The sequence below is a fragment of the Chryseobacterium sp. HNCC26DJ241 genome (assembly GCF_057180505.1).
This window is the reverse complement of the sequence record NZ_JBXUGL010000018.1, coordinates 13249-27697: the sequence shown is the minus strand read 5'-3', so window position 1 is coordinate 27697 and position 14449 is coordinate 13249. Positions and strand designations below refer to the sequence as shown.

The following is a 14449-nucleotide window of genomic DNA, read 5'->3' as shown; positions in this document are numbered from 1 at the left end:
TTTATTCTTTTGATTTTATGTTATAGCTTATACCAAACGTCAAAATATTATCCGTTGTTTTTGTATTTAGCGGTACTACATTTTCATGTGTGTAAGTGTACATCGCATTCAGCGCAAGTCCCTTCCAGATGGGAAAATCTATACCGGCATCCCATTGTGTTCGGTAATTATCTGCTTTATTAAATGCAGGTTGCCAATACGCATCATAATAGAGTCTTAGATGATTATCCAACAGCCAGTTCCAACCGGATATAAAAGCAGATGCACGCCAAAGTTTTATTTTATCTGAACCGTTGTAAAAACTGTTATTAAAATTATTGGCAGCAAAATGAGACTGCTCATAGATAATATTGGCGGATAATTTCAAAATATTTTTTCTGCTTTGTAAAAGCTGATAAGTAACACCTCCACCTGCAAAATACCGCATATCTACTTTTCGGCGATAGTTGGTACTGATGTAAGCAATGGCATAAGGATATATTTTTTGCTGAGGTTTATAATAAAGATAGTTTCTGCTGAAGATGTCATTATCCGCTTCTTTACCATAAAACTCCTGATACAGATTGCTGTTCTGCGATTTTACCACAAAATCGTCCGATAGCTTAAAAGCCGCATCCAGCCTGCCTTTTAGAGTAAGAACCTGTACATTTCCGTTTTGATAATTTCCGGAAAGTGAAGTTCTTAACTGAAATTTTAAAGTATCGCTTTCGTTGAGCTGGGCAAATGTTTTACCCAAACTCAACAAAAGAATAATAAGTATAAAACCAATTTTTTTCATGAATTACAAAGTCTGTACTTAATCATTTAAAAAAGCATTGGCTAAATCTGTTAATACCGTTTGTGGATGTGCATCAATTATTTTTACGGCGGGATTTATTTCTAAAAATATTTTACGAAAATAATCTCTGCTTTCAGCATCCACACCACCACCAATTATAACTGCATCTATTGTATTCGATTTAAAAGTAGCAACCGCTTGTTCGTTAGATTGCTCTCCTAATGCTTTGTAGCCGTTATTGGTTAATAAATGGGTTACTTTCTCCATTATACTGGCGTGTCTGCCAATAACTAAAACGGTTTTTTGTAGCGGCTCCATTCTTGGTTTATTTAATGGATGTTATGATTTGCACAAATTCTTGTGGCTTTACTACAAAAGGAAGATGTGAAGTTTCTAATTCAAATACTTTTTTTACCGTACCGTTTTCTTTCACCATTTTTTGTTGCAACGCATAAGGAATGGCACCGTCGTTTTTGGTACTGATATAATATTTTGGAACTTTATTAAAATTAACTCCCAATTTCAATTTGTCGTTGAAGCCTTTTGTAGGTTCTGGTCTGTGGTATTTTACCAAAACATCTTTCATATAATCCGGGCAATCTGCACACACCACAGTTGGGATAGCTTCTTTCTTTACCGAAACCAATGAATAATCTTGGTTGAATTCAAAAATTTCTATCGGTTTATTTCCAAAAAATCCTGTGTTAATTGATTGAATGCTTTCGCCATTTTTAGGAAGATAAGCAGCAACATAAATCAGCTTATCTATTTTATTAGGAACGTTTTCTGCTACCTGCGAAATAATTGCTCCTGCCATAGAATGCCCCACCAAAATAACTTTTCCGTTTGTTTTGTTAATAGCATCAGTAACGGTTTTTACATAATCATTCAATCCAATTCCTGCTCCGTAAGTATTGTCTGCACCATGCGCAGGAAGGTTTACCACCGTTACATTTCCTTTAACGGCTAATTGGTTTCTTACCATTCCCCAAGCGCTTTCGTCTGCCCAAGCTCCGTGTACCAATACATAAGTAGGATAACGTTTTTTATCTTCTTCCAATGCTTTTAGCACCAATTCTGCTGCTTTTGCCCCGGAGTTTTGTTGTTGTCCTGTTATTAAATTTCCATCACGCAAAGCAAATGCATCAAACATGTGTGCTACTTCAAATCTTGAATTAGGCATTTTCCTTGCTTCGTCTTCAATGCGGAAAGGTTGGATTTTTTTACCTACATAAGCGTCCGCATAATTTTCTTCGCTGTTAGCAAAACCTGTCCATTTTTTACCTTCTACTATATATTTTCCGTTGGGTAATTTTGCATCCAACAATACGCAAGTACCATGACAAATAGCTGCTGTTGGTTTACCTGTTTGATAAAAATCGGATACGAATTTGGAAATTTCTGCATTCTTGTACATGGTGTACATTGGACCTTGTCCGCCGCAAATAAAAATAGCTTTGTAATCATTAGGATTTACAGATGACAGCTTCAGCGTATTTTTAGTAAGCGCCATTTTGCTTTCATCTTTTTTAAAACCTAAAGAAATATAATCGAAGGCCGCATATTTGCTGGCATCTTCAGGATCACTAAAACCATCGAATTTTATTTCACCACCATCTAAACTGGCAATATCTACGGTGTAACCAGCTTCGTTAAAAACCCAATACGGATGTGTAAGTTCTGCATACCAAACACCAATAGGCCAACCTGTGGTTTTGGAAACCGAAGGATTACTGGCAATCATTAAAATTTTACCATTGTTTCCGGCATTGTGCTGCGCAAAAACATTAATGGAATAAATGAATAGTAAAGCTGCTAAAAATATTTTTTTCATTGTCTTGATTGTTTTTAAATTATTCTCCCAGTGCTGCGATAATCAATTTTGCTGTTTCTGCACCGCTGAAATTTTGTTGTCCCGTAACCAAATTGCCGTCTCTTACCGCAAAACCTTTCCACAAACCAGCCTGAATGTAATTGGCACCGATGGCTTTCATTTCGTCTTCAATTCTCCAAGGCATAATGTGTTGATCTCTTGGCAACAGATTGTAGTTCCACACCGCATTGTCGGCAAAGTCTTCTTCTACATTGGCAAAACCTGTAACGGTTTTTCCTTTAGCCAACAACTCACCGTTGCTTAGTTTGGCATATTTTAAAATAGCTACGCCATGACACAATGCAGCCGCAATTTTTCCTGCTTCATAAAATTCTACAAATTTTTGGTGCAAATCGGTAGCCTCCGCAAAATTGAACATAGGCGCTTGTCCACCTGCAACAACAATCGCATCAAATTCAGACACATTGATTTCGGCCACTTTTTTCGTATTTTCTAACAAAGAATGTAGTGCAGGTGTACAAATAAACCCCTGACTGATAAGATCTGTAGCAGAGTATCCACTTACATCATTAGGATCGCTCATGGCATCAGCTTCGCACTTGCCTCCGTTTGGTGAAAAAATTTCTACCTGATAGCCTTTTTCTACAAATTCGTAATAAGGGTGAGTCAATTCGCTCCACCAAAAACCAACCGGCCATTGTGTGGTGGTAGAGATTGTTGGGTTTGCAATAACGATAGCTATTTTTTTAGGGTTCTGAGGACGAACCGCATTTGGATTTTTTAAGCTCATAAGTTTTAAAATTTTATGTTGCAAAATTAATTTTTCAATGAACAAGAGTCAATATTTGGTCATCTTTGTAAGTAACTAACATTGGTGTAAGTATATAAATTTTTAAGGTAATATGTTAAGGATAATAATTTTTCTGAATACATTTTTAAAAATAGAACCTTAGATCGTTCGTATCTGAGACCGATTAAAAACTTTAATGGAAATAATTCTTCTATGTCCGGTTTTTATCTGAACACACAATGAAAATTGTGTACATTATATTTCATCTTCGTGAATACGAATTGGATTTAATGAAAGATTTTGGTATAGAAGGAAAGCAGATGATATTAAATCAAATATTTTTTTGGCAAGTCTCCAGAACTATTTTTTTCTTTTTGAAGTTTTTCAAGTAAAACATTAGCAACCATTGTTCCCATTTTTAACCCGTCATTAGTTTCATATTCATAGCTTTCGCTAATATATTTTGGTAAAATCCCTTCACTTATAGCAACTACTTTTCTATATGTATTATTAAGGTTTTTATTAATTAGAGCAATGTTTAATCCGGCAAGTGTTTCGTCACTCATTGCAAAAAAACCGTCAAATTCTTCATAGTCGAGTATTGTTTCTGTTTTATCTTTTACCATATCTGCAGAATCGCAGAAAATAGTTTTGCAATATACATCTGAATGTTCTTGCATATATTTTAGGAAGCTATTTCTCCTCATTTGGGTAATTTCCAGTTTTTCATTTCCAAAAATGGCTAATATTTTCTTACACCCTGCATTTATTAATTTTTCTGCACACATTGTAGCACTCTTTTCATTATCAAAAACTACCTCATTGTATTTATTTTGCGGAAGGCTTTTGTCGAAAATAACAATAGGGATTTCCAAATCATCAATTTGTGCCAGATGATCCAATGTTTTTGTCTCTTGCGTCAAAGATATCAAAATACCGTCAACCCTTGAATTGATGCAGGTTTTAATGTTTTCCTGTTCCATATCAAAAGATTCTTCGGAAGATAAAATGAAAAATTGATATCCTTCTTTAGTAAGAACAGTAGATATACCTTTAATAATTGAAGGAACAAAAAACATGGATATTTTAGGAACAATAAGCCCAATTACTTTGGTAGATTTTTGTCTAAAATTTATTGCAAAATGATTCGGAACATAGTTCAACGTTTGAGCAAGATCTTTCACACGAGCTTTTACATTCTCACTAATATCAGGATGATTTTTTAAAGCCCTTGAAACACTAGAAGGACTTATTTGTAATAATTTAGCAATATCTTTTATTGTTGTTCTTTTCATATAGTGTCAAAATCCTTTTGAGTTTTTAAACTCTAGTGAATATGTTAATTTAAAGTTAAAAAACCATATAAATATATTAATTATAAATTAAACTTTCATTTTTTTATCAACAGCAAACGATTGCGTAATAATTTGCATTAAAAATAATCTGTAATATAGACCCCAATTTAATTTTTAAAACAACTAAAAAATAGATTTGCATAATTTTTTTTATGCAAATAATTATCAACGAAAAATCTTATGAAAAAACAACTATTCTTTGGGGCATTATTTTCAGCCTCGTTATTTTCTGCCCAAACCTATTTAAATGATGACCTTTCCACTTACACTGCTGGTACACAACTAAATGGACAAGGAAGCTGGACCAATAATTCTAGTACATACGGTGGCGGTGGTTGTGCCGGTTTTGGGTGCACCAATACACAAGTAGTAGCTTCAGCTATATCGTATAACAATTATGGTTCTTCTGCTAATTCTGCATCTGTAGTCCCTAATCAAGATTCTGTAGGTAGAAATTTGTCTACTGCCGCAGCTATGCCTTCTGGTACTAATGTATTTTATTTTTCATTTATAATAAATCCAAGTAGTGCACCTGCATCCAGTCCAACAGATTTTATGCGTGTTCTGAGTGGTGGATCTTTTAATACTGCATTTAGATTATTTTTACAAAATGCAACCGGAGGTTTTAAAATTGGAGGCTATAAAGGTTCAGCGGGTACAACAGTCTATACCTCTTCTGCCTATCCTTTGAATACCAATCATCTTGTAGTAATAAAATATGTCTGCAATAGTGCAACAACTTCGGATGATACTATATCCATATTTGTAGATCCATCTTCTTCAGCAGAGCCTACTACTCCAGATGCTTTAATAACAGCAGGTAATGATTATGCAGCAACTCTTAATATTGACCGTTTTTATATAAGAGCCAACTCTTCCACAGGTCTGCCTACAGCAAAACTCGGAATTTTCAAAGCCGGCAAAAGCTATAGTGAACTTTTTACCTCTTCATTAGCTGTAAATGAGAATATAAATCAGGAAAAAGTATTAGTAGAAAATCCGGTTAAAAATTCTTTAAAATTAAATATGCCTAAAAGCTACAACAAAAATCAGTCTAAAATAAGCATTATTGATAATACCGGAAGATTGATTTTAGATACTGCATATTCTGATAATATTGATGTTTCTTGGTTGGAAAAAGGAGTTTATACTCTTACAGTTTTAGATGGTACAAAGAGATCTTCAACAAAGATTATTAAGAATTAATATACTTTTTTCATAGCCTCTCATTGATAATAAATAGAGAGTTTAGGGTAATACTTCGAAACGATTGATGGATATAGATATCCTCAATCGTTTTTTTTATGCAAAATAACTCATATAATTTTTTAGCCATTCTTATTTTGGAAATCACATTGGTTTTTGGTGAAAATTTGCAGATAAAAAACTATGCATTATATAGTAAAATTGAGCTTTTAAAGATGCTAATCAACAAAAACTTACCAACATCAAACGTTTGCGCAAACGTTTGTTAATATTGTACTATAAAAAGACAATATGATATAATTTTTTATATACAAAAAAAAAATATATTTGAGACATACTGTTTTTATAATAATAGTAAAGATAATTTACACAGTAAAATGTAAAGAGTAAAACAATTTATTAAAATTATAAATACGTAATAATAAATTTTAATTCTTTCTACTTTTTTAAAATTTGATAACACAAAAATATAACCTGAAAATGAAAATTTTCCATAACCTAAGAATAATTTCGTCTTTATGCATTGCACCAGTGCTATTTGCTCAAACCCATATTTCCGATGGATGGCATCTTACTGCCAATTCCAGAGACAAATACAACGGAGTTTCTATGGCAAATGGTCAATTCGGTATTGTAACAGATGATACTCCTTTACGTCATAAAGAAGTTATTTTGGGTGGTGTATATGAGGCTAGTCCGGAAAATGGCATAAGCAGAATTGTAAGAGGTATAGAATTTCTAAATCTGAGGCTAAAAATCAACAACCAAGAAATATCCGGACAAAATATCAGCAATTGGCAACAAACTATTGATATGAAAGACGGCATTTCAACTACATCTTTCAGCTTTCAAGATTTGGCAACGATAGATTACAGCATTCTTGCGAACAGAGCCAATCCTTTTGCAGCAATGGCAATTGTGGAAATTACCCCGAAAAAGGACATCGAAATTTCGGCATTCAACTATATGGTAGTTCCGGATGAATTGAAGAATGCGAAAAAAAATTACCGCGTCCTAAAAGATAATGAATATTTGATGCCGGTTTTCGGCACTGTTGCCAATACCTTAAACGGAAAATACAAAGTTGCCGCTTCTACTACCTTTTTGTTTGATGAAGGAAAGGAAGAACTAAAATATATAAATGAAGAGGTAGGTTTTACCAAAAAATTAGAAAAAGGAAAAAAATATCGTTTTGCTATTGCGGGAGGAATCTGCACTTCAAAAGATGTAACCGACCCTCTGAACGAATCTGAAAGACAACCAATTTTTGCTTTACAAGAAGGTATTGACAAAATGCTAAACCGACATAAAAATGCTTGGGCAGAACTTTGGAATTCCGGAGATATAGAAATAGAAGGCGATTTGGATGCTCAACAAAGAGTACGTTTTGCGCTTTATAATTTGTATTCTTTTATACGTCCCAATTCCAGACAAAGCATCGCTCCAATGGGACTTTCTTCACAAGGATATAACGGACATATTTTTTGGGATGCAGAGCTATGGATGTATCCTATATTTTTGGCTCTTCAGCCGGAAATGGCAAAATCTTGCTTGGATTATCGAGCAGATCGTTTGGAAAAAGCCAAACAAAAAGCGATGATCTATGGATATAAAGGTGCTATGTATCCTTGGGAATCGGATGATATCGGAGAAGAAGCAACACCAACTTGGGCTTTGACGGGAATTTTCGAGCAACATATTACATCAGATGTAGCCATAGCTTTCTGGAATTATTACACTGTAACACAAGACAAAAATTGGCTAAAAGAAAATTATAAAGTTTTAAAAGAAACGGCTGACTTTTGGGTAAGTAGGGTTCATAAAAATGATGACGGAAGTTACTCTATAAAAAATGTAGTAGGCGCAGATGAATATGCACAACATATAGATGATAACGCTTTTACCAACGGTGCCGCAATAGAAACCTTGCGCAATACTATAAAAGCAGCCACAATCTTAGGAGAAAAAACCAATCCAATGTGGCAGGAAGTAGCCGATAAAATAGTAATTCATAAAGAAAACGGAATTACACAAAATTATAAAGGCTACAAAGGACAAATGATAAAACAAGCCGATGTAAATCTATTGGCATATCCTTTACACATTATTACAGACAAAAATCAGATAGAAAAAGACCTGAACTATTATTCTGAAAAAATGGATAAAAATGATGGTCCTGCAATGGGAGCCGGAGTAATGACGGTAATGTTCGCAAGAATGGGAAATGCAGAAAAAGCTTATGAATATTTCGTGAAATCGTATCTTCCAAATTCAAGACCTCCTTTCGGAGTATTTTCAGAATCTGCAAAAAGTAATAACCCCTATTTTGCTACAGGAGCAGGAGCTATGCTGCAAGGTATTATTTATGGTTTCGGAGGAGTAGAACTTACCGATAAAGGGATACAGTACAATAAAGGAATCCTTCCTAAAAAATGGAAATCAATAAAAATAAAAGGAATTGGACTCGATGAAAAAACGATAGAAATAAAACAATAATCGTTTTAATATCCCTTTGTTGAATATCAATTACACTTGTAAAAAACAATTTTTAATTAATATATACTATATGAAAAAATTAAAACTCCCTTTGCTTCTCGTAGGCTTAATGGTAAACGGAATTGCCATGGCACAAGAACAAGAAGACCAAACAAAAGAGAAAAAAATTGAAGAGGTAGTTCTTATTGGGTATGGAAGTACCAAGAAAAAAGATGCGACAGGTGCACTTACGTCTGTAAAAGCAGATGATTTCAACAAAGGAGTCAATACCTCCCCAGATCAACTATTACAAGGTAAGGCAGCTGGCGTACAGATTACTTCTTCCAGTGGAGATCCAAATGGTAAATCCTCTGTTACTATTAGAGGTTTTAGCTCTGTAAGAGCTGGTGCAGATCCCTTATATGTAATAGATGGAGTTCCACTATCTTCAGGAGACAGTAGCTCCGGAAGAGCAGATTTAGGTTTTGGAGCTGGTGCAGCATCAAATCCAATGAATTTCATAAATCCTAGTGATATCGAAAGTATTGATGTTTTGAAGGATGCCTCTGCAACAGCTATTTACGGATCGAGAGGAGCAAACGGTGTAATCTTAATCACTACTAAAAAAGGCAAAAAAGGTATAGGCCAATTATCTTTTTCTAGTACAGCAGGTTTTAGCAACATTTCAAAAAAATATGACTTGCTTTCAGCTTCTGAATTTGCAGCAGCTAGACCATCAAATAATAAAGGAGCTTCCATCGATCCTTTGAAATCTGTTTTAAGAACAGGGTCTAATCAACAATATGATTTATCATATGGTGGAGGTTCAGAAAATGGTAGTTACAGAATATCTTTGGGGTATCTCGACCAAAAAGGTATTCTAAAAAACTCGGGACAAAATAAGACAAACATATCATATTTTATTAATCAAAAGTTTTTTGATAAAAAATTGAATTTAGAATCCAGTCTATCTGCAAGTTTTATAAAAGCATATTCCCCACCTTTAGCAGAATCAGCCGGTGCAGAGGGTGATATAGTTATCAGTGCACTTCGATGGAATCCTACATTAAATCTTTATGATCCTAATGAGGTTTCGGGTTATACCAAAATTTCTGATAATCCAAGAAATCCACTCAACCTACTCCACTATTATACAGATATTACTAAAACCTTTAGAACTGTTGGTAATATTGCTGCTACTCTTACTGTAATGAAAGGACTTGATTTCAAAACTAGCTTTGGAGTAGATTATTCAAACTCACAAAGAGGAGTTGCTGCATCTAATTATATTAATGTAAATCAAATTGCATCTGCAGATGGAGTTGCCGGACTAGCTAACATTAGAAAATACAACTATTTAGTAGAAAATACATTAAATTATAACACAAACTTAACGGAAGAATTAAAATTAAATGCCTTAGCAGGTTATTCATTCCAACAGTTTGATAATTACGGTGAAACAATAGTGGTTACCGGATTTGGAAATTCACATGATCAAAATGATTATCTTGACAATATTTACATTGGAACCAAAGTAAATACTTCTGGAACTGGTCAGTTTGTAAATACTGCTTATAATGATCCTACTGTAAAATTGCAATCTTTTTTTGGTAGAGCTATATTTACATATAAAGATAAATATACTTTGAATGCAATTGTAAGAAGAGACGGCTCTTCAAAATTTGGTCAAAATAATAAATATGGAACATTTCCAGCAATTTCAGCAGCTTGGAATATTGACCGAGAAGAATTTGCTCCTAAAATCTTTAATTCATTAAAGCTAAGAGGTGGATGGGGAATTACAGGTAATCAAGATTTTCCTGCTGGTGCATCAAGAACTATTTTAAGACCTGTAAATGGTGTATGGAGAACTGTAAATTATGGTAACCCTGATCTTAAATGGGAACAAACCACTCAATATAATGCAGGTATTGATTTTGCATTAATAAATAATAAAATCTCAGGTACTTTAGATGTTTATAAAAAAACAAGTACTGATATTTTATGGTATACAACAGAAATTCAAAGACCTACGGATCTTCCGTTTAGTTGGAGAAACTTAAAAAATACAGAACTGACCTCTAAAGGAATCGAATTTTCTCTAAATTACAAGGTTATAAAATCTGAAAATTTCAATTTAGACTTTGGAGGAAACATTTCATATAATACCACCAAAACTACTGGAATAAAAGCAGATGGATTTACAGGTATTGAAGGAATCAGGACAGGGACACTTAACGGTCAAGGTTTAACAGATGAATTTGCACAAGGGCACTTTGAAGGAACAGAACTTTATACATTTAATTTACTACAATTTGTAGGCTTTGATGCTAATGGTTTATCTTTATACAAAACAGCAGATGGTGGTACGACAAGTGATATAAGTAAGGCTGTAAAAATGCATTCTGGTTCTGCCCTTCCAAATTATAATGTTGGCTTATATGTAAAAGGAAATTATAAACAATGGGATTTTGCAGTAAACGGATACGGACAATATGGAGGGCTTGTTTATGATAATACTGCAAATGCTTTATTCTATTCTGCGGCTTTGTCGCAAGGCACTAATGTAACCAGAGATATTGTAAATAATGGTGAAGCTCTAACTGGAAATGCAAACGCTGCTTCTACTCGTTTTTTACACTCCTCTGATTTCTTTAGATTAGCTAACATGAGTATTGGCTATACTTTAAAAGGTCAAGGAGGAGTCTTTGATGTAATAAAATCCATTAGGTTTAATGTTACAGGGCAAAATTTATTTATAATAACCGGATATGATGGATTCGATCCTGAGGTAAATACAAATAAAGCAATCAATGGTGTTCCATCTTATGGTATTGATTACGCTTCATACCCAAAAGCTAGAGTATTCTCAGCAGGAATTAATGTTAATTTTTAAAAAATTTAAAATCATGAAAAAAAGAAATACAACCATATTTGCGGTAAGTGCATTATTTTTCAGTTTGGTAAGTTGTAATATAGATGAAAGGCTAAACGATGCAATAGCAGAAAACGACCCAAAGGCAGAAACTTTATTAACAGCAAGCCAAACTTTAGCATACACTTATACTCTTTTAGAAGGCCCTGGAAGTCCTTGGTCTATATGGACACTCAATGAAGATTCTTCAGATGAAGAGGCAAAGCCAACTCGAGGCTCTGACTGGTATGATGGTGGAAAATGGCAACAAATGCATTTACATACTTGGACTCCTTCTAATCCTCAAGTTGTCAATAGTTTTAATGATATTAATAAAGGTATTGCTTATGCTACGCAAGTTTTAGGATTTGCTAATGCTACCACTCAAGAAAAAGCAGAAGCAACCTTCTTACAAACCTATTTTTTATGGTTGTTAACCGACCACTTTGGACAAACGATATTGAGAGAGCCTAAAGAAGCATCATCTGTTCCATCAATATATTGGACGAGAGCGGAAGCTATTGATAAAGAAATCGCAAAATTAGAGGCTGTAGTAAATAACTTACCAGCTTATTCGCCATCTACTGCATATAAAGCCAGTAAAAATGCAGGATATGCATTATTAGCAAAAATGTACCTCAATAGAGCTGTTTACAAGGCTACTGATGCAGACGGAAAACCACAAGAAGTAACTTCAGATATGTTTCAGTCTACAGATATGGACAAAGTTATTCAATATGCAGATTTAGCAATGGCTGGTACTAGTTTCACCAATATTGCAGGAAATACAGCAGGACAAAATTATTTTCAAAATTTCGCTCCTGATAATGGCGAAAAATCTACTGAAATCATTTTTTCAAAGCAAAATACTAACAGTATTGGTTCTGCTATGTTTCAGTTTTCATTTATGACTACTCATTATAAGCAAATTCCAGACGGCTATAACGGCCCCGTAACTACTACTGATTTATATAATAAATTCATTAATACTGACCCTAATGATCCTAGACTTTCTACTTCACTTCCATACCTTACAACCAATAGTGGAATTAAAGCTGGTTTATTGTTAGGGCAACAATACGATTATAATGGAGTTGCATTAAAAACCAGACAAGGTGCACCTCTAATATTTACAACTGATTTTGATCTTTTTTCATCTAATGAAGCTCAAGGAATGAGAGTTATTAAATACCTTCCTGATTTTTCAGCTGTAGGCAAAGTTAATTCTAATGCTAATAACGACTTTGTTTTTTTGAGTTTATCTGATTGCTTATTAATGAAAGCTGAAGCACATGCTCGGAAAAATGAGTTTGCTATTGCTAATACTTTAGTAGGCCAACTAAGAACCGCTAGAGGAGCATCTACTATTACAATTAGTAATTTACAGGATATATTAGATGAAAGAGCGAGAGAACTATATTGGCAAGGACATAGAAGAACCGATCAAATTCGTTTTGGTACTTTTCTTCAGCCATGCCAAGGTAGAACTAATACTTCTGACAGACATGTGATGGTATTTCCAATTCCTGCTGCTGCACTTACAGCTGCACCAACTATGCATCAAAACCCAGGATACTAACAATTTTTCTTCATAACATTTTAATTTTGTACTTTAATGTGGAACATAGCTTTTTATGTTCCACATTTTTAAAATTTTCAAGACTATTTACTAAATTTTTGCCTTCAATGAAAACCAAACTCCCCCAACTCAGCTTTTGGCAAATCTGGAATATGAATGTAGGTTTCTTCGGAATCCAATACAGTTTTGGATTGCAGCAGACTGCTGTAAATCCGTTATATTCTTTTCTGGGAGCTCATGCAGAACAGTTGCCCATTCTCAATTTGGCAGGTCCCGTTACAGGACTTCTCATCCAACCGCTAATTGGTGCAATGAGTGATAAAACATGGTCGCCAAAATGGGGACGGAGAAAGCCCTTCTTTTTAATTGGTGCCTTACTTTGCAGCATAGCCTTATTTATTTTTCCGTTTAGTTCATCTATTTGGATGGCAGCCGGATTATTGTGGATTTTAGATGCCGCCAACAATACAGCTATGGAACCTTACAGAGCTTTTATTGGAGATAAACTGCCGGAAAATCAGCAAACTTTTGGATTTCAGATGCAAAGTTTATTTGTAGGTGCCGGAATTACACTGGCAAACCTTTCCCTATTTGTTTTCCAAAAATATTTTGGAGGAAATTCTTCAACCGGAATTCCAGCTTGGGTATATTATTCATTTTTTTTGGGCTCAGTATGTTCTATTGCTTCAGTAGGATGGTCTGTGTATAAAACTCCGGAAATTCCACCAAGTGAAGAAGAATTGCAAAAATTAAGAGAAGAAAATAAAAACAGGAATTTCTTTAGTCCTTTTATTGAAATTTTTGAAGCTATTAAAGAAATGCCTAAAATTCTTTGGCAATTGGCATTAGTCTATTTATTTCAGTGGTATGCATTGTTTATTTATTGGCAATTCGCAACTCCACTCATAAAAAAGACCATTTATCATGTTTCAGAATCTGATGAGCAAAAGGCCTCTAAAATTTTAGAATTGGTAAAATCGGGTGCTAAAGTAGGTTCCACAGACATAGACTGGGCAAACAAAATTTCTCATTACGTAGAAGTTGCGGTAGGACAAACCGGACTCATGAATGGTACTTATAACATCGTTACGATGATTACCGCACTCTTATTGGTTCCGCTTGCTGTAAAATATTCAACCAAAAAAGTACACGTTGCTGCATTATTAGGAACTGCGGTATCTTTATTAATTTTACCTTTCATTACCAACGAATACCTTATTTTACTTCCCATGATATTATTCGGGATAGGTTGGGCTTCCATGATGGGACTTCCCTATTCTATGGTTTCACCCGATATCCCTTCGGAAAAACGAGGCGTTTATATGGGAATTATTAATATGATGATCGTAATCCCAATGCTTATACAAACCATTTCCTTTGGATGGATTTTTAAAAATGCATTAGGAAACAACCCTGTCAATGCCATTCTTATGGCAGGAGTCTTATTTATTTTAGCCAGTATTTCGGTACTTTTTATGAGAGTAAGACAAAGCAATTAGAAAAAAACAATAATTTATT

10 protein-coding genes are annotated in these 14449 nt (G+C 34.2%); 5 read left to right on the top strand and 5 right to left on the bottom strand.

Going from position 1 to position 14449, the window contains the following annotated elements:
* Position 1 precedes the first annotated feature (1 nt).
* The 5 genes from AC2A1C_RS09740 to AC2A1C_RS09720 form a co-directional block, all read right to left on the bottom strand.
* Complete coding sequence (locus AC2A1C_RS09740; RefSeq protein WP_484025521.1) at positions 2 to 778, bottom strand: DUF481 domain-containing protein; 777 nt, start codon at positions 776 to 778, stop codon at positions 2 to 4.
* An 18-nt stretch (positions 779 to 796) separates the two neighbouring features.
* Entirely contained in the window at positions 797 to 1096 is a 300-nt protein-coding gene (locus tag AC2A1C_RS09735) for a hypothetical protein (protein ID WP_484025520.1), read from the bottom strand.
* Between the two features lie 7 nt (positions 1097 to 1103).
* Positions 1104 to 2612, bottom strand: coding sequence for an alpha/beta fold hydrolase (locus tag AC2A1C_RS09730; RefSeq protein WP_484025519.1), 1509 nt, complete (start codon positions 2610 to 2612; stop codon positions 1104 to 1106).
* 19 nt (positions 2613 to 2631) lie between these two features.
* The gene (locus tag AC2A1C_RS09725; RefSeq protein WP_484025518.1) at positions 2632 to 3402 is read right to left on the bottom strand and encodes a type 1 glutamine amidotransferase domain-containing protein; all 771 of its coding nucleotides are present in this window, start codon (positions 3400 to 3402) and stop codon (positions 2632 to 2634) included.
* 326 nt (positions 3403 to 3728) lie between these two features.
* Entirely contained in the window at positions 3729 to 4697 is a 969-nt protein-coding gene (locus AC2A1C_RS09720) for a LacI family DNA-binding transcriptional regulator (protein ID WP_484025517.1), read from the bottom strand.
* Positions 4698 to 4937: 240 nt separating this feature from the next.
* Between AC2A1C_RS09720 and AC2A1C_RS09715 the strand changes: the two genes are divergently transcribed.
* The 5 genes from AC2A1C_RS09715 (at position 4938) to AC2A1C_RS09695 (ending at position 14430) form a co-directional block, all read left to right on the top strand.
* The gene (locus tag AC2A1C_RS09715; protein WP_484025516.1) at positions 4938 to 5963 is read left to right on the top strand and encodes a T9SS type A sorting domain-containing protein; all 1026 of its coding nucleotides are present in this window, start codon (positions 4938 to 4940) and stop codon (positions 5961 to 5963) included.
* 480 nt (positions 5964 to 6443) lie between these two features.
* Positions 6444 to 8459: a kojibiose hydrolase gene (locus tag AC2A1C_RS09710; RefSeq protein WP_484025515.1), complete on the top strand. Its 2016-nt coding sequence runs from the start codon at positions 6444 to 6446 to the stop codon at positions 8457 to 8459.
* A gap of 70 nt (positions 8460 to 8529) precedes the next feature.
* Complete coding sequence (locus AC2A1C_RS09705) at positions 8530 to 11334, top strand: SusC/RagA family TonB-linked outer membrane protein (protein ID WP_484025514.1); 2805 nt, start codon at positions 8530 to 8532, stop codon at positions 11332 to 11334.
* A gap of 13 nt (positions 11335 to 11347) precedes the next feature.
* Complete coding sequence (locus AC2A1C_RS09700) at positions 11348 to 12931, top strand: RagB/SusD family nutrient uptake outer membrane protein (protein WP_484025513.1); 1584 nt, start codon at positions 11348 to 11350, stop codon at positions 12929 to 12931.
* Positions 12932 to 13038: 107 nt separating this feature from the next.
* Complete coding sequence (locus AC2A1C_RS09695) at positions 13039 to 14430, top strand: MFS transporter (protein ID WP_484025512.1); 1392 nt, start codon at positions 13039 to 13041, stop codon at positions 14428 to 14430.
* Positions 14431 to 14449 lie beyond the last annotated feature (19 nt).